General features: G+C 65.7%; 16 protein-coding genes. 4 read left to right on the top strand and 12 right to left on the bottom strand.

The window, feature by feature from the left end; genetic code table 11:
* Positions 1–24: 24 nt before the first annotated feature.
* Genes PA6_RS11825 through bacA form a run of 4 tightly spaced genes read right to left on the bottom strand, consistent with a single transcriptional unit; the run spans position 25 to position 4,127 of the window.
* A complete protein-coding gene (locus tag PA6_RS11825) occupies positions 25–2,070 on the bottom strand; it encodes a flotillin family protein (RefSeq protein ID WP_021701156.1) in 2,046 nt (681 codons plus the stop codon).
* Between the two features lie 39 nt (positions 2,071–2,109).
* Positions 2,110–2,748, bottom strand: a complete 639-nt coding sequence (locus PA6_RS11820; RefSeq protein ID WP_021701155.1) for an OB-fold-containig protein — start codon at positions 2,746–2,748, stop codon at positions 2,110–2,112.
* 55 nt (positions 2,749–2,803) lie between these two features.
* Complete coding sequence (locus PA6_RS11815) at positions 2,804–3,499, bottom strand: PspA/IM30 family protein (protein WP_021701154.1); 696 nt, start codon at positions 3,497–3,499, stop codon at positions 2,804–2,806.
* 10 nt (positions 3,500–3,509) lie between these two features.
* Complete coding sequence (bacA, locus tag PA6_RS11810; protein WP_021701153.1) at positions 3,510–4,127, bottom strand: biofilm formation regulator BacA; 618 nt, start codon at positions 4,125–4,127, stop codon at positions 3,510–3,512.
* 264 nt (positions 4,128–4,391) lie between these two features.
* Here bacA and PA6_RS11805 point away from each other — a divergent pair, with 264 nt between their 5' ends.
* The 4 genes from PA6_RS11805 (at position 4,392) to PA6_RS11790 (ending at position 8,528) form a co-directional block, all read left to right on the top strand.
* On the top strand, positions 4,392–5,588 hold the full coding sequence (locus tag PA6_RS11805) for a CaiB/BaiF CoA transferase family protein (RefSeq protein WP_021701152.1): 1,197 nt from the start codon (positions 4,392–4,394) through the stop codon (positions 5,586–5,588).
* A gap of 122 nt (positions 5,589–5,710) precedes the next feature.
* Entirely contained in the window at positions 5,711–6,652 is a 942-nt protein-coding gene (locus tag PA6_RS11800) for an ornithine cyclodeaminase family protein (RefSeq protein WP_021701151.1), read from the top strand.
* 5 nt (positions 6,653–6,657) lie between these two features.
* On the top strand, positions 6,658–7,803 hold the full coding sequence (locus PA6_RS11795) for an NAD(P)/FAD-dependent oxidoreductase (protein ID WP_043216628.1): 1,146 nt from the start codon (positions 6,658–6,660) through the stop codon (positions 7,801–7,803).
* A gap of 95 nt (positions 7,804–7,898) precedes the next feature.
* Positions 7,899–8,528, top strand: a complete 630-nt coding sequence (locus PA6_RS11790) for a helix-turn-helix transcriptional regulator (protein ID WP_021701149.1) — start codon at positions 7,899–7,901, stop codon at positions 8,526–8,528.
* 3 nt (positions 8,529–8,531) lie between these two features.
* Here PA6_RS11790 and PA6_RS11785 read toward each other — a convergent pair whose 3' ends face one another.
* The 8 genes from PA6_RS11785 to PA6_RS11750 form a co-directional block, all read right to left on the bottom strand.
* A complete protein-coding gene (locus PA6_RS11785; RefSeq protein ID WP_021701148.1) occupies positions 8,532–9,422 on the bottom strand; it encodes an amino acid ABC transporter substrate-binding protein in 891 nt (296 codons plus the stop codon).
* Positions 9,419–10,762 (bottom strand): putrescine-ornithine antiporter, encoded by a 1,344-nt coding sequence (gene potE / locus PA6_RS11780; RefSeq protein ID WP_021701147.1) that lies wholly within the window; start codon positions 10,760–10,762, stop codon positions 9,419–9,421. The genes PA6_RS11785 and potE overlap by 4 nt, the downstream gene beginning before the upstream one ends.
* A gap of 114 nt (positions 10,763–10,876) precedes the next feature.
* Positions 10,877–11,653 (bottom strand): ABC transporter substrate-binding protein, encoded by a 777-nt coding sequence (locus PA6_RS11775; protein WP_021701146.1) that lies wholly within the window; start codon positions 11,651–11,653, stop codon positions 10,877–10,879.
* A gap of 212 nt (positions 11,654–11,865) precedes the next feature.
* On the bottom strand, positions 11,866–12,321 hold the full coding sequence (gene moaE, locus PA6_RS11770; protein ID WP_021701145.1) for a molybdopterin synthase catalytic subunit MoaE: 456 nt from the start codon (positions 12,319–12,321) through the stop codon (positions 11,866–11,868).
* A 1-nt stretch (position 12,322) separates the two neighbouring features.
* Positions 12,323–12,568, bottom strand: coding sequence for a MoaD/ThiS family protein (locus PA6_RS11765; RefSeq protein ID WP_021701144.1), 246 nt, complete (start codon positions 12,566–12,568; stop codon positions 12,323–12,325).
* Complete coding sequence (gene moaC, locus PA6_RS11760; protein WP_021701143.1) at positions 12,565–13,056, bottom strand: cyclic pyranopterin monophosphate synthase MoaC; 492 nt, start codon at positions 13,054–13,056, stop codon at positions 12,565–12,567. Before moaC ends, PA6_RS11765 begins: the two co-directional genes overlap by 4 nt.
* Before the next feature lie 101 nt (positions 13,057–13,157).
* Positions 13,158–14,549, bottom strand: a complete 1,392-nt coding sequence (locus tag PA6_RS11755) for a PhoH family protein (protein ID WP_021701142.1) — start codon at positions 14,547–14,549, stop codon at positions 13,158–13,160.
* A gap of 356 nt (positions 14,550–14,905) precedes the next feature.
* Positions 14,906–16,033, bottom strand: coding sequence for a polysaccharide deacetylase family protein (locus PA6_RS11750; RefSeq protein WP_021701141.1), 1,128 nt, complete (start codon positions 16,031–16,033; stop codon positions 14,906–14,908).
* Positions 16,034–16,081 lie beyond the last annotated feature (48 nt).

Raw genomic sequence — 16,081 nt, 5'->3', positions numbered from 1 at the left:
ACGGCGCTCCAGCCGCTCAGGGGATCAGGCCTCGGCGGCCGGCACTTCCACATCGGCCTTGCGCTCGGCCGGCTTGCCGTTGAGCAGGCGGGCCAGCACGTCCTGCACCACCGGGCTCTTGCCGACCACGCCTTCGATGGCCTTGCCCACCGACAGCGACTTGGCGAAGGAGTTGAAGAAGTCGCCCTCGCCGCCGACGATCTCGATCTTCGCCTTGGCCAGCGCGGTGGCGAGCACCTCGGCCTGGTCCTTGGCGATCTCCTTGTTGGCGGCGATGGCGGCCATGGCCTCCTCGAAGCTCTTCTCCAGCTGCATACGGAACTCTTCGTGCTGGCGTGCGCTGTCGCTGAGGGCGTCGAGGGCACCGAACTTCTTGCCCAGACCTTCCGCTTCGGCGTTCAGGCGCTGCAGCAGCACATCGGCTTCCGACGTACCCAGGTCCTTGGTCGCCTGGGCCTTGGCCGCGCCGAGCTGCTGCTCGCCACGGGCCTGGGCGCCCAGTTTCTCTTCCAGCACCTTGGCCTCGGCCAGGCCATCTTTCTCCTTGGCCGCAGCCTGGGCTTCCAGTACACGGGCCTCGGCCAGACCTTTCTCCTGCTCGCCTTTGGCTTCGGCGATCAACTGCTCGGCCTTGACGCGGGCGGCTGCCAGGCCGTCCTTCTCCTTGGCCGCGGCGGTGACTTCCAGCACGCGGGCGTCGGCCAGACCCGGCGCGGCGCGCTCGGCCTCGATGCCTTCGGCCATGCGCTTCTTGGCCTCGGCCTGCTTGGCCGCGGCTTCCAGCTCGGCCTGGGCCAGGTTGTTGATTTCCACCGCCTTGTGCTTGGAACGGGTCTCGTCGGCCTCGGCCTGCTTGACCTGGCGTACCAGCTCCTGTTCGGCCTGGGCCTGGGCCTGCAGCACGATGACCTGCTTGGCGCGCTCGGCCTCGGAGACTTCACGCACTTCCTTGATGCGTTCTTCTTCCTGGGCCACGGTCTTCTCGACCGCGACGCGCTCGCGGATCACGTTGGCGATGTTCTTACGTTGCTCTTCCAGGGCCTTCTCGGCCTCGATGCGCTGCAGCTCAACCTCGCGCTCGCGAGCCACCACTTCCAGGTCCTTGGCCCGGGTGACTTTCTCCACCTCGATGACCACGGCGCGCTGACGGTTCTGCTGGGCCACTTCGACTTCACGCTGATGGTTCTCGGCGCGCACGTCGATTTCCTGCTGCGACTGGATACGCGCCTGCTCGGCCTTGAGGCGTTCCTCTTCCTTGACCTTGATGGTCTCGGCTTCCTCGCGGGCACGGATGGTTTCGATCTCGCGCTTCTGCCGAGCCTCGGCATCGGCCTGCTGGCGCTCCAGGGCCAGGGTCGCCTCGCGGGTCTCGACGTTCTTCTTCTTGATCGCCAGCTCCTCGTTGCGCTCCAGCTCGTTGGTCACGACGTTCTGCGCGGCGGTCAGCTCGGTGATCTTGCGGATACCGGCGGCGTCGAGGATGTTGCTCGGGTCCAGCGAGGCCTTGGCGGTCTGCTCCAGATAGTCGATGGCGACGTCTTCCAGCACGTAGCCGTTGAGGTCGTTGCCGATGGTCTCGACGATGCGGTCGCGGAAGTCCTGGCGGTTCTCGAACAGCTGAACGAAGTCGAACTGCTTGCCGACGGTCTTCAGCGCCTCGGAGAACTTGGCGTTGAACAGCTCGTTGACCGCTGCGCGATCAGAAGCACGGTCCACGCCGATGGCCTTGGCCACCTTGAGCACGTCTTCCTGGGTCTCGTTGACGCGCAGGTAGAAGGCCACGGTGATGTCGGCACGCATGTTGTCCTTGCAGATCAGGCCGTCCTTGCCACGGCGATCCACTTCAAGGGTGATCAGCGAGATGCGCATGAACTCCTTGAGGTAGATCACCGGGTACACCAGGGCGCCGGTGAAGTGCACCTTGGGCGTGGAAGACATGTCGTTGACGATCAGCGCCGTGCCCTGCGGGACCTTGATATAGAAGGCCTTGAACAGCACGAAGAAGCCGAAGATCAGCAGGAATACGACACCGACGCCGATCAGGAAGGGCATCACCAATTCGAGGCTCATTGCAATCAATCTCCTTTGATTCTGGGGTGAGTCCGAGGGTCAGAAGCCCTTGAACTCGTCCTCGGTAATGACCCGGTAGGCGTGCTCGCCTTCCAGGTACTCGAGCAACACGACACGGTCGCCACGTTTGAAACCACGCGCCTCGTCGGCGCGCACGCGCAGGATCAGGCCCGCGCCACCGTCTTCCAGTACCGCCTCGCCGTGACTCAGGGTCACCCGGCCACTGCGCACCACGGCGGTCTGCCCCAGCACCGACTTGCTGCTGGTCGCTTCCAGCTTGCGGAACAGCGGACGCAGCGGGCGGCACAGGGCAGCCGTCAGCGGCACCGCCAGCAGCAGCGCGCCGAACACCAGCACCAGGCCCAGCGGGTAGCGCAGGATGCCCAGCGGCAGATGACGCAGCAGCAACAGCTCGACGAAGTAGCTGGCGCTCCAGGCGAAGAAGAACAGCAGGGTCAGCACCAGCGTTACCGGCACGCCATTGAGGCCCAGCTTGAGCAGCAGGCCGGCGAGCCCCTCGGGCTGCACCGACTCCAGGGTGGAATCGGCCTCGATGTCGAGCACGTCGACCTCGAGAATGCCCAGCGCGGCGACGCACCAGTAGAGCACCGCCAGGCACAGCAGGAAGCTGAAGATGACGGTGGGGAACGCAAAAGCGCTGTGCAGGAAGTTTTCCATCGAATTCCATCCCTGAATCAGGCGGCGCAGCAGGCTGCGCCGCAACACACGACGATCAGGACTTGGCCTTGTCCTTCAGGCGCGCCAGCACGCTCTCGGCACTGGCGTTGTCGGCCTTGATGCCGGCCGCGCGCAGCTTGGCCTCCAGCGAGTCGTCGACGCTGGCCGCCTCGGCCAGTTCGGCCGCGGCTTCCATCTTCGCCGCACGCTCGGCCTGCTGCTGCTTGATCCGCTCCAGCGACTCGACGGCGGTGTGCAGCCTGGCCTGGGAGCCGCCGTAGCGCTGGGCCACGGCCATCTGCGCCTTCTGCACGCTCTCGGTGGCCTTGACGGTATCCACCTGCTGCTTGAGACGCTTGATGTTGGCCTCGGCCTGGGTCACCGCCTTGCGCAGCTGCGCCACGCTGGCGGCATAGCCGTCGGCCTGCTCGCGCTCGCCGGCAAGCTCGACTTCCAGGTTGGCGATCTTCACCGCCACTTCCTGGGCCAGTGCCTCGTTGCCGGCCTCCAGGGCCTTGAGCGCGTACTGCTCGTATTCGGTGACCTTGGCCGCGCTCTTCTCGGCGCGGTCGGCGGCCAGCTTCTGCTTGGCCATGATCTCGGCCAGCGCTTCCTTAGACTTGCGCAGCTCCAGGTCGGCGTCGCGGATTTCCTGGTCGAGGATGCGCAGGGCCTGGCTGTCCACCATGGCCTCGCCCATTTCGTTGGCACCGCCGCGCAGGGCGGTCAGCAGTTTGCTCCACACGTTCATGGCAATCTCCTTAGGCACCGGCCTTGAGGAAGCCTTCGTAGGCTTCGGTGGCCTTGATCACGTTGTCCGCCAGCATTTCGATTTCCTGCACCACGTTAGACAGCACCGAGGACGCACTCAGTGCGCCGAACATGGTGTAGCAGGCCTGACCATCCGGCAGGGTCTCGAGACCGATGGACGACAGCGGGAACAGCTTGTGGCTGCGCAGTACCTCTTCGTTGAAGGCGACGGCATCGCGCACATCGGCCGCCGGCCAGAGCAGCGCCTCGACGATGATCTGCTCGCCGAACACGGCGATGAACAGCGGCAGGTCGCCGTATTCACGCATGGTCACGTGCAGGCTGGCGTCGGCGCCCTGGATCAGCTCGATGGCCGCGCGACCTTCCTTGAACAGCTCCGTTGCGGACAGCGCATCGAACAAACCTTGTGCAGTCCAAACCTGAGGCATGGCACCTCCCTCCTTCTCCATAGAGGCCCGCCCCACCTGGGGCTGGCGCAGTTTCCGCTCGAATGCCGCGAGCGCTTGCGCATGCTCGGGCAGTATCCACACCTCTTTCTTGATCAACCCCTGCTCGCGCAGGCGCTGACGAAAGAGACGCTGGTAGTGGGCCGATGACTTGTTTTCCATGGACGAGAGATTAGGCACTCACATGTAATGAATCAACTACTCACATGTAATATTTTCAAACGTCTGTATGACAGGCGCGCGAACACGCCGAGGGCTGGCCGACAGACCACCACGAAAAGGTTTTGCGGGAATAGGCAACGGGAGGGAAAAGCCTTCCAGGCCGGAGGGGGGAGCGCGCATCCTTTCGCCCGGCGATTTAACCGCAGATACTGCACCGACGAAAGCCCAGGGCGCGCCGACCAGGTCGCACTTACAGGAGAACGCATGATCCCCAGCAAACCCCTCGCCGGCCTGAAAGTGGTCGAACTCGGCACCCTGATCGCCGGCCCCTTCGCTTCGCGCATCTGTGCCGAGTTCGGCGCCGAAGTGATCAAGGTCGAGTCGCCGGACGGCGGTGACCCGCTGCGCAAGTGGCGCAAGCTGTACGAGGGCACTTCGCTGTGGTGGTTCGTGCAGGCACGCAACAAGCGCTCGATCACCCTCAACCTCAAGCACGAGGAAGGCCGCGAGGTGCTGAAAAAGCTGCTCGCCGAGGCCGACATCCTGATCGAGAACTTCCGCCCTGGCGTGCTGGAGAAACTCGGCCTGGGCTGGGAGGTGCTGCACGCACTCAACCCGAAACTGGTGATGGTGCGCCTGTCCGGCTTCGGCCAGAGCGGACCGATGAAGGACCAGCCGGGCTTCGGCGCGGTCGGCGAATCCATGGGCGGGCTGCGCTACATCACCGGCTTCGAGGATCGCCCGCCGGTGCGCACTGGCATCAGCATCGGCGACTCGATCGCCGCCCTCTGGGGCGTGATTGGCGCGCTGATGGCGCTGCGTCACCGCGAGGTCAACGGCGGCCAGGGCCAGGTGGTGGACGTGGCGCTCTATGAAGCAGTGTTCGCCATGATGGAGTCGATGGTGCCGGAGTTCGACGTGTTCGGTTTCATCAGGGAGAGAACCGGCAACATCATGCCCGGCATCACCCCCTCCTCCATCCATACCTGCGCCGACGGCAAACATATCCAGATCGGCGCCAATGGCGATGCGATCTTCCAGCGCTTTATGCGCGCCATCGACCGTCACGATCTGGCGGATGCGCCGGACCTGGCCGACAACGCCGGCCGCGATGCGCGGCGCGATGAACTCTACGGGGTGATCGACCGCTGGGCCGCCAGCCTGCCGCTGAGCGAGGTGGAGGCGCTCCTGGTCCGCGCCGAAGTGCCAGCCAGCCGCATCTATTCCGCCGAGGACATGTTCGCCGACCCGCAATTCCTCGCCCGCGAAATGTTTCTCTCGGCCAAGCTGCCAGACGGCAAACCGTTCAGGATGCCCGGTATCGTGCCCAAGCTCTCCGACACGCCCGGCGGCGTGGAGTGGACCGGCCCGCAGCTGGGCGAGCACAACGCCAAGGTGCTGGGCGAGCTAGGCTACAGCGCCGAGGACATTGCCGCACTGAAGGCCGGCGGCGCCATCTGAGCCCCTCAGGGGCGCTCCAGGCGACAGCCGCTTGCAGCGAAGCGCCATTCGGCAGAAGGGCGCTTGCCGATAGATACTTTAAAGTCCAACATGGACAAACAAGTATTTACGGAGACAGCCGCATGACCCGGGTAATCGACCAGACCGAAGCCGAACGCCTGCTCGCACGAATCGATGTGCATCAGGCCATGCGTGCCATGTTCGCCAGCCTGGCCGAAGGTCGCGCGGTGCAACCGGCACAGCAGCTGGTGGAATTCCCCGGCGGCGGTGACTTCATCAATTACCTGGGCGTGCTGGCTGACGAAGGGGTCTATGGGATCAAGACCTCGCCCTATATCCCCGGCCCGCAGGGCGCCACCGTGACGGCCTGGACCCTGCTGATGTCGATGCGCAGCGGCCAGCCGCTGCTGCTGTGCGACGCCAAGAGCCTGACCACGGCACGCACCGCCGCCACCACCGCGGTGGCCGTGGAGGAACTGGCGCCGGCACATGCCACGCGCCTGGCCATCATCGGCAGCGGCCCGGTGGCCCGCGCCCACCTGCATTACGTGAAGAACCTGCGCGACTGGCAGGAGATCCGCCTGTACTCGCCGCGCCTGGCCGCCGAGAGCGCCACCCGGCATGCCGAGCTGCGCGCCCTGGACCCGCGCCTGCAGCTGTGCACCAGCCAGGAGGAGGCCGTGGCCACGGCCGACGTCATTCTGCTCTGCACCTCTTCCGCCGGCCCGGTACTCGACCCGCTGCGCCTGGGCAGCAACGTGCTGGTCACCTCGATCAGCACCAACGCGCCCCGCGCCCATGAAGTGCCGCCGGCCAGCCTGGCGGGCATGGACGTGTTCTGCGACTATCGCGCCACCACACCCGGCGCGGCCGGCGAGATGGTGCTGGCGAGCGAGAGCGGCTGGAACCGCCAGCTGATCCGCGGCGACCTGCCCGAGCTGGTCAGCGGACTGGTGGCCAAGCCCACCTACGAGCGTCCGGTCTTCTTCCGCTCCATCGGCCTGGGCCTGGAAGACATGGCGCTGGCCAACGCCCTGCATCAGCTGCTGGAGCAGGGCCAATGAGCGACGTGATCCACACCGACTACCTGATCATCGGCGCCGGCATCGCCGGCGCCAGCACCGGCTACTTCCTCGCCCCGCACGGCAAGACCCTGCTGCTGGAGCGCGAAAGCCAACCCGGCTACCACAGCACCGGACGCTCCGCCGCGCTCTACACCCTGGCCTACGGCACGCCGCAGGTACGCGCCCTGACCGCAGCCAGCCGCGCCTTCTTCGACGCCCCGCCGCGCGGCTTCAGCGAGCATGCGCTGCTCAGCCCGCGCGGCGAAATGGTGGTGGACTTCAGCGGCGACCCGGTGGAACTGCAGCTGCAATACGAAAGCGGCAAGGCCAGCGTGCCGGAGATGCGCCTGCTCAGCGCCGACGAGGCCTGCACGCTGATTCCGGTGCTGCGCCGCGACAAGGTCCACGGCGCCATGCTCGACCCGAGCGCCGCCGACATCGACACCGATGCCCTGCACCAGGGCTACCTGCGCGGCGTCCGCCAGCACGGCGGAGAAATTCACTGCAACCGCGAAGTCACCGACATCAACCGGGTCGAGGGTGGCTGGCAGGTGCACTGTGGCGAGCAGCGCTATCGCTGCCGCGTACTGATCAACGCCGCCGGCGGCTGGTGCGACGAAATCGCCCGCCTGGCCGGTGTCGCGCCGATCGGCCTGACGCCGCGGCGTCGCGCCGCCTTCACCTTCCCGGCGCCGGAGGGCATGGACTGCCACGCCTGGCCCTGCCTGGTGGACCTGCACGAGGCCTTCTACTTCAAGCCGGACGCCGGCCAGCTGCTCGGCTCGCCCGCCAACGCCGACCCGGTAGCGCCGCACGACGTGCAGCCGGAAGAGCTGGATATCGCCATGGGCCTGTACCAGATCGAGGAACACACCAGCCTGCAGGTACGCCGCCCGGCGCACACCTGGGCCGGCCTGCGCAGCTTCGTCGCCGACGGTGATCTGGTCGGCGGCTACGACAGCCAGGCCGATGGCTTCTTCTGGGTCGCCGCCCAGGGCGGCTATGGCATCCAGACCAGCGCAGCGATGGGCGAGGCCTGTGCCGCCCTGATCCGCCGCTTGCCGCTGCCGGCACACATCGCCCGCTTCGGCCTGAGCGAAGCCATGCTCAGCCCCGCGCGCCTGCACCGCGCGAATAGCAGCCGCCACTGAGCCGCCCAGCCAGCCCGGTGTTGCCCCGGGCTGCGCCTGATGACGCCCCCGGCGCTTTGCGGCACACTCGCCGAGCCGATTCTGGAGCCCACCGCATGACGTCCCGCCCCGCCGCCGACCTCGACAACTTCCGCGCCATTGCCGACGCCATCGCCACCCTGTTCTTCCCCCACGCCGAGGTGGTGCTGCACGACCTGCGCACGCAGAAGATCGACCACATCGCCAACAACCTGTCCAAGCGGGCGGTGGGCGATGACGCGGCCCTGGAAGACCTGCTGGAGAACACCCCGGACGAACGCAATATCGGCCCCTACGAGAAGCTCAACTGGGACGGTCAGAAGATCCGCTCGGTCAGCACCGTGCTGCGCGATGCCGAGGGCACGCCGATCGCCGTGCTGTGCCTGAACCTGAATATCTCGCTGTTCGAGACGGCCAAGCAGGCGCTCGACCTGTTCCTCTCCTCCAGCAAGGTGATCCCCCAGCCCGACGCGCTGTTCCGCGACGACTGGCAGGAGCGCATCAATACCTTCCTGCACAGCTGGCTGCGCCAGCGCCAGCTCGGCCTCAACCTGCTGACCCGCGAGCACAAGCGCGAACTGGTGGAGGCGTTGCACGCCGAAGGCGCGTTCAAGGGCAAGAGCGCCGCCAACTACGTGGCCAACGTGCTCAACATGGGCCGCGCCACCGTGTACAAACACCTCAAGGAGATCAAGGGCGAGGCCTGAGGTTCAGGGCAGCGCGTAGGCCTTGAACAACAGCCGCACCTGCTCGCTCGGCTCGCCGAAATAGCGGCGGTACAGCGACTCGATCTCACCGCTGCGATAGATCAGGCTCAGCTCGCTGTCGACCAGCAGACGCAAATCCTCGTCGCCACGCGCCATGCTCAGCGCCGCCGACTCCAGATCGAACAGCCGGTCGAGCACCCGCACCTGGTCGCTCGCACCGCTGGCCGCCACCTGGTTCTGCAAGACCACGCGATCACCGAAGAACGCATCGGCCTTGCCTTCGCGCAACAGCGCCATGCCTTCGTCAAAGCTCTGCACCGGCACCAGAGTCGAGACCACGCCGAACAACCTCAGTTGCTCACGCACCCAGCGCTCGGCGGTGCTGCCGGCGATCACCACGAAGGTACCGCGCGCCAGGCCACGATTGATGCTCGCCCGCCACTGCGGCACGGTGCGCTTCACCTGTCCCTCCAGCACCTGCAGCAGCGCCGGCGAGGCCTCGTTGCGCACCGCCACACCGCGTCCCGAGGGGTAGATCGGCAGCGAGAAACTGACCTCGCGCCGACGCTCCAGCGTTGCTACCAGCGGGCTGCACAGCAGATCCACTTCACCGCTTTGCAGCGCTTCGCTGACACGCTCGCGCTCGACCATTCGATAGCGCAGCTGCAGCTGCGGCAGCGCCTGTTCGCGCTTGAGCCGGTCGGCGATGCGCTGGCACAGCTCGATGGCGTAGCCGACCGGCTGCGTCTCGGGGCCGGAGGAGAAGGGCTGCAGATGGTCGACATAGCCCAGCGTGAGGACGTTGCCGGCACGCACCCGCTCCAGGGTCTGGGCGGACAGCGGCAGGACCAGCAGGGCCAGCAGAGGCAGGCAGACGAGAGGCGACAGCTTCATGGCCGCACCTCCACGCCGGCATCCGGCCGCCTGGTACTGCCCAGGAAGCGCTCGGCGATGTAGCCGAACAGCAGATAGCCCACCGCCGTCACCAGCATGCCGCCGAATACCGCCTCGGTCCCGGAGGCGTACAGGGCGTAGAAGCTGTAGGCCATGGCCACCAACAGCACGGCGCCGTTGCGATACTGCACACGCCTGGCCACCTGCGCCTTTTCCATGATGATCAGCAGGGCCGACAGCGAGGTGATGTAGGGAATGATGTTGGTCACCGCAGCCAGGTTGACCAGCTTGCCAAACTGCTCGGAGGCGTTGGGCGAGATGGTCGACACTGCCATGCCGGTCTGCAGCACGGCGTTGGCGACCAGCCCGGCAATGGGTGCACCGAGCAGGGTGACGCGGGCGAAGAAGCTCGGGAACATGCGCTGTTCGGCGGTGACCTTGGCAGTCTGCGCCAGGGTGAACTGCCAGCCCAGCAACGAGCCGACGCAGGCCATCACCGCCAGGGCCATGATGATGTCACCGACCCAGCCGTTGAACATCTGCGCGTAGACGAAGGCAAAAGGCGCCGTGGAGCTGGCCAGCTCGGCGTTCGGCACGATGCCCATGATCACCGAGGTGGAAGCCACGTAGACCACCGCCGCACCCAGGGTACCGAGCAGGCAGGCCAGCGGCACGTTGCGCTGCGGATTCTCCACCGCATCGGAGTTCTGCGCCGCCGACTCCATGCCGAGGAAGGCCCACAGGGTCAGCGGGATACTCTGCGCGATGGCCTCGCTGGTGGCGATGCCGTTGGGGTTCCAGGCCTGGCGGAAGATCTCGGGATCGAACCAGAACCAGCCGATCAGCGACAACCCGGCGACCGGGATGATCACCCCCCAGACCGTCACCGAGCCGATCTGCCCGGTCACCTTAGGCCCACCAAAATTGGCCAGCGAGGTCAGCCAGATCAGCCCCACCGTGCCGACGAACAGCGGTATGGCGCCACTGCCCAGCCAGGGCAGGAACGGCGTCATGTAGCCCACCGCGGAGATGGCGATAGCCACGTTGCCGATGGCCAGAGAAAGGAAGTACAGGTATGAGCAGAGAAAGAACGCCGACTTGCCGTGCGCCTCCTCGGTGTAGGCCGACATGCCCCCCGGCCGCGTACAGAAAATGCCGCACTGGGCGAAGCAGTAGGCGATGGCCATCGAGCCAATGGCCGTGATCACCCAGGACAGCAACGACACCGCCCCCAGCTGAGCCATGCTCGACGGCAGCATGATGATGCCCGAGCCCATCATGTTCACCGCCACCAGGGTGGTCAGCCCGGTGAGCCCCATTTTCTTGCCAGCCTGTGCCATTTCCGCCCCTCCCCCAAGGCAACGTCTCTGCATACTAGGAGAGGTTGCGCCGCCCTGCCCCGGGCGGGCACAAAAAAGCCGCGCTGAGCGCGGCTTTTTACCAGCGGGCGCGTATTACTCGCCGTAGATGTCGAAGCTGAAGTACTTGCTCTGGATCTTCTGGTACTCGCCATTGGCACGCAGTGCCAGGATGGCGGCGTTGAGCTTGTCCAGCAGCGCCTTGTCGCCCTTGCGCACGGCGATGCCGGCGCCTTCGCCGAAGTAGGCCGGATCGGTGAAGGACGGACCGACGAAGGCGAAGCCCTTGCCCTGCTCGGTCTTGAGGAAGCCTTCATCGACCGGGATGGCGTCGGCCAGGGTGCCGTCGACGCGACCGGCGACCATGTCCAGGTAGATCTCGTTCTGCGAGCTGTAGCGCACCACTTCCACACCCTTGGGCGCCAGCACTTCGCTGGCGAAGCGGTCGGTGGTGGTGGCGCGTTGTACGGCGATGCGCTTGCCGGACAGGCTGCTGAAGTCGTCGCTGACCACGGTGCCTTCCTTCATGGTCAGGCGAGCCGGGCTGTAGTAGTACTTGCCGGTGAAATCCACCGATTTGCGGCGCTCGTCGGTGATGGTCAGCGAAGACAGCACGGCGTCGACCTTCTTCACCTTCAGCGACGGGATCAGGCCATCGAACTCCTGCTCCACCCACTGGCACTCGACCTTCATTTCGGCACACAGGGCCACGCCGATATCCACATCGAAACCGGCGATGGAACCATCGGCCTGCTTGAAGGCGAACGGCGGGTAGGCGGCTTCGATACCCAGGCGCAGCGGCTTGTCGGCAGCGAACAGGCTGGAGGCCATCAGGCTCAGGGCGAGGCCGCCCAGCAATGCGAGTTTCTTCATGGTGTGACTCCCGAATGCATCCGCACCAGGGCGGACAGGTTGGCGATGGGCAGAAGGCAGTGGCACCGGCCGAAGCCGGAACCCAGGGACCGCAGCCTGCCTAACAGGCCACAATTTATACTTATAAGTCCACTCTGGACTTTTATGTATAAATCGTCAACCGCCTGTCACATCGCCCGCGCACGGCGCGCGATCGTCCGAAACGGCCGGGTTCAGGAGCGTGACCAGCGCGCAGCGGCATCCTGGTCGCTGTCGCGGCCTTCGACCCAGCGTGCGCCTTCCGGGGTATCTTCCTTCTTCCAGAACGGCGCGCGGGTCTTCAGGTAGTCCATGATGAAGTTGCAGGCGTCGAACGCCGCCTGACGATGGGCACTGGCAATACCGACGAAAACGATGGGTTCGCCCGGTTGCAGCCGGCCGACCCGATGCAGCACCTCGACCCGCAGCAGCGGCCAGCGCTGCTCGGCCTCGCCGATGATGCCGGCCAGGGCCTTCTCGGTCATGCCCGGGTAGTGTTCGAGGAACATGCCACGCACGTCCTGGCCGTCGTTGTAATCGCGCACGTAGCCGATGAAGGTGGCCACCGCGCCGATGCCCAGGTTGGCGGCGTGCAGCGCATTGACTTCGACGCCCGGATCGAAGGCCTCGACCTGTACCCGGACGGCCACCCTAGCCTCCCGTCACGGTCGGGAAGAAAGCGATCTCGTCACCGTCGGCAATTTCGGTGTCCAGGCTGCACAGTTCCTGGTTGCGCGCACACATCAGGTTCTGCTCGGCCAGCACCTGCCACACGCCGCCACGGCTCTGCAGATGCTCGCGCAGCTGTTCCAGGTTGCTCAGCGCGGCACGCTGCAATTGCTCGCCGTCGATGCCCAGCACCTCTCGGTAGCGGGCGAAATACTGTACGCGGATCATGTCAGGCTCCCTGCCTCGTGATAGTCCAGATGGTAATCGCCGCTCTTGCCGCCGGACTTCTCCAGCAGGCGCACGGCCTCGATGCAGATGCCGCGGTCCACGGCCTTGCACATGTCGTAGATGGTCAGCGCGGCGACGCTGGCGGCGGTCAGCGCCTCCATCTCCACGCCGGTCTGCCCGGCCAGTTTGCAGCGCGCGACGATGCGCACGCAGTCGATGCCCTCGGCCTGCAGCTCGACCTTGACGCTGGTGAGCATCAGCGGATGGCACAGCGGGATCAGATCGGAGGTCTTCTTCGCCGCCTGGATGCCGGCGATGCGCGCCACGGCGAACACATCGCCCTTGGGATGGCTGCCGTCGGCGATCATCGCCAAGGTGGCAGGCAGCATGCGCACGCGAGCTTCGGCCACGGCCTCGCGGGAGGTCACCGCCTTGTCGGTGACATCCACCATGTTGGCGCGGCCTTGGGAATCGAGATGGGTCAGCACGGTCTGGCTCCGGGGGTAGATGCGCGCATTGTAACGCCGCCACCACGCCGCGCGCGCCCCCGCACCGCTCCTCCGGTCGGAGGAACGGGCGGCTGCAGCGGTTACATGTGCGCTTCGGCGTACTCGGCCAGCACCGAGCGCGGCACCCCTTGCAGGGTGATGTGCACGCCGTGCTCGAAGTCCTTGAAGCGCTCGGTGAGGTAGGTGAGACCCGAGCTGGTGGCGGACAGGTAGGGCGTGTCGATCTGCGCCAGGTTGCCCAGGCAGATCACCTTGGAGCCGCTGCCGGCGCGGGTGATGATGGTTTTCATCTGGTGCGGGGTGAGGTTCTGGCACTCGTCGATCAGGATCAGACTGTGCTGGAAGCTGCGTCCGCGGATGTAGTTGAGCGACTTAAACTGCAGCGGCACCTTCTGCAGGATGTAGTCGACGCTACCGTGGGTGCTCTCGTCGTCCGAATGCAGCGCCTCCAGGTTGTCGGTGATGGCGCCGAGCCAGGGTTCCATCTTCTCCGCCTCGGTGCCGGGCAGAAAGCCGATGTCCTCGTCCAGGCCCTGCACGCTGCGGGTGGCGATGATGCGCCGGTAGCGTTTGCTGACCATGGTCTGCTCGATGGCCGCGGCCAGCGCCAGGATGGTCTTGCCCGAGCCGGCGGCGCCGGACAGGTTGACCAGGTGGATGTCCGGATCGAGCAGCGCGTACAGCGCCAGCGACTGGTACAGGTCGCGCGGGCGCAGGCCCCAGGCTTCCTGATGCAGCAAGGGTTCCTGGTGCAGGTCGAGGATGGTCAGGCTGCTGCCCTGGATGCCCTTGACCCAGCCGACGAAGCCCTGCTCATCGACGATGAACTCGTTGATGTGCACCGCCGGCAGGTTGTCGGTGAGCTGCACCTGGTGCCAGGTGCGACCGTGGCCCTGGCGCGTCTCGACCTTGGCGACGCGGTCCCAGAAGGAGCCGGAGAGGTTGTGGTAGCCACGCGACAGCAGGTTGACGTCGTCTACCAGCTGATCGGTGTGGTAGTCCTCGGCGGAGATGCCGCAGGCGCGCGCCTTCAGGCGCATGTTGATGTCCTTGGTCACCAGCACCACGGGCGAGCCGCTGCGCCGGCTCTGCAGTTCCACCAGCTGGTTGATGATCTTGTTGTCGTTGAGGTGCTCGGGCAGCCAGGTGATGGGCTCCGCGCGCTTGCTCATGAGAATCGACAGGGTGCCCTTGGGCTCGTTCTTGCCGCGGCGGATCGGCACCCCCTGCTCCACCTCCTCGGGGCTGGCCTCGCCCAGCGTCTGGTCGATCAGGCGGATGGCCTGGCGGCATTCGGCGGCGACCGTGTGCTTGCCGGTCTTGAGCTTGTCCAGCTCCTCCAGCACGGTCATGGGAATGGCGACGTGATGTTCCTGGAAATTCAGCAGCGCGTTGGGATCGTGGATCAGGACGTTGGTGTCGAGGACGTAGAGGGTGGGCTGGGTGGAGCGGGTGCGTCCGTGATCATCCATACTCGGTCACCTTATCGAGGGGCCTGGACGACGGAGTCTCTACAGCGCTCCGCCGCGGAGGACCGCCCACCTCCCGAACGGTGCGGGATTCGCCAGCAAAGGTGATGGCCGATGGCCGCCACCTGTGCTGCAGGGTTCGGCGGTCTGCTTTTTTAATACCCCAATCTGGATGACAGAAAAAAGAACTTTTTCTGCCTCACAGCGCTTTTTTATCGGCTCGACGAATAACGCTTGGCGCCCTCAACCTGCACCGTTACAGTCGGAAGTCCTGCCTCCTGGCGATGTGCTCCGCAACGCCACCACGACTCCCCCATAGTCACCCTTCCCCCGTTCGGCAAAGCCCACCACAAGCGCCTTTAGCGATAGCTGCGACAGTCCTGCCACTGCAACGGCACGCCGTGGGTCGCCTGCAGCAACCAAGGTAGGCCACCTTCGGCCTTGCGATGCACATCGTGGAACAGCAACACTCCGCGCCGCCACAACAACATCAGGGTCAGCACCCGCTGCCCGGAGGCCTCAGCGCCAACCTTGTTGCTCCAGTCCTGCGAGTCGATCTGCCACAGCGCTACCTGCTGCCCCTGAGCGGCGAAGAAAGTCTCGCTGTCCATGCGGCGCTGCCCGTACGGTGGCCGGAATAGCGGCACATAGAGTTCCGGCACGGTCTTCTGCAGCAGCTCGCGGGTACGGATCACCGAGCCCTGCCAGTCACTCCAGTTGGCGTGGGACTTGTGCTCCCAGCCATGCGAGGCCACACACTGCCCTTCATAGAGTTGGCGCACGGCCTCGGCTGAAGTCTTCTGCCGGCGCTGCTGCAGATTGCTGCCGAGCACGTAGAAGGTGGCGCTGAGCCGCTGCTGGCGCAGCCAGGCCGCCAGCCTGTCGCTACTGCCACCCACGGCGCTGGGGCCGTCGTCGAAGGTCAGTAGGAACTGCATGTCACCCAGCTCGTCGCCATTGCGCTCCTGCTTGGAGAACAGCTCGATCTCGCTGCTGACGCGCGGGAACAGTGCGGCCAGACGCATCTGCTCGTTCAGGTAGTTGAGATGGAAGCGACGACTGGCCTCGGCCCAGGCGAAATAGCGCGAATCGGACGCGACCACCAGTTGGCGGGCCTGCTCCTGCAGCCCGACAAGAGCGGCGACTGGCGGACAGAAATCGTCGGTCGGCGCGCAGTCGCGGCTGGCCAGACGATAGTTTTCCAGCAGGCGCCGCCAGAAGCGCTCACGCACCTGCGCGATGGAATGGCGGTCGACCGACTTGAGACCAAGGCGCTGTATCCAGGCCGATTCGGTCAGCCCCTCGCTGGCCTGCAGGGCCTGGGCGAAGGTGAGTATCTCCGCCCGTGAAGCTTTATCGAAAGAGGCCTGGCTGTTCAATGGCTCAGGCCAGGTGGAGCGGTCCAGAGTGGCGAAGCTGGCGGGACCGGCGGCCTGAACAGTGCCGACGAACAGGGCGAATACCACCGGCAGATAACGAATCAGCATCTTTTCGTTCCTTGAATGAAAACGCGCCCCCGAAGGAGCGCGTCGACA

Origin of the sequence: Aquipseudomonas alcaligenes NBRC 14159, from assembly GCF_000467105.1 — a bacterium.
Classification (GTDB): domain Bacteria; phylum Pseudomonadota; class Gammaproteobacteria; order Pseudomonadales; family Pseudomonadaceae; genus Aquipseudomonas; species Aquipseudomonas alcaligenes.
This window is presented reverse-complemented; position numbering and strand designations above follow the sequence as displayed.

Coding starts and splice junctions, on each gene's coding strand:
- PA6_RS11755 (WP_021701142.1), bottom strand. CDS start 14,549: ATGGATGATCACGGACGCACCCGCTCCACCCAGCCCACCCTCTACGTC.
- bacA (WP_021701153.1), bottom strand. CDS start 4,127: ATGGAAAACAAGTCATCGGCCCACTACCAGCGTCTCTTTCGTCAGCGC.
- PA6_RS11765 (WP_021701144.1), bottom strand. CDS start 12,568: ATGATCCGCGTACAGTATTTCGCCCGCTACCGAGAGGTGCTGGGCATC.
- PA6_RS11820 (WP_021701155.1), bottom strand. CDS start 2,748: ATGGAAAACTTCCTGCACAGCGCTTTTGCGTTCCCCACCGTCATCTTC.
- potE (WP_021701147.1), bottom strand. CDS start 10,762: ATGGCACAGGCTGGCAAGAAAATGGGGCTCACCGGGCTGACCACCCTG.
- PA6_RS11750 (WP_021701141.1), bottom strand. CDS start 16,033: ATGCTGATTCGTTATCTGCCGGTGGTATTCGCCCTGTTCGTCGGCACT.
- PA6_RS11800 (WP_021701151.1), top strand. CDS start 5,711: ATGACCCGGGTAATCGACCAGACCGAAGCCGAACGCCTGCTCGCACGA.
- PA6_RS11805 (WP_021701152.1), top strand. CDS start 4,392: ATGATCCCCAGCAAACCCCTCGCCGGCCTGAAAGTGGTCGAACTCGGC.
- PA6_RS11785 (WP_021701148.1), bottom strand. CDS start 9,422: ATGAAGCTGTCGCCTCTCGTCTGCCTGCCTCTGCTGGCCCTGCTGGTC.
- PA6_RS11775 (WP_021701146.1), bottom strand. CDS start 11,653: ATGAAGAAACTCGCATTGCTGGGCGGCCTCGCCCTGAGCCTGATGGCC.
- PA6_RS11825 (WP_021701156.1), bottom strand. CDS start 2,070: ATGAGCCTCGAATTGGTGATGCCCTTCCTGATCGGCGTCGGTGTCGTA.
- PA6_RS11815 (WP_021701154.1), bottom strand. CDS start 3,499: ATGAACGTGTGGAGCAAACTGCTGACCGCCCTGCGCGGCGGTGCCAAC.
- PA6_RS11790 (WP_021701149.1), top strand. CDS start 7,899: ATGACGTCCCGCCCCGCCGCCGACCTCGACAACTTCCGCGCCATTGCC.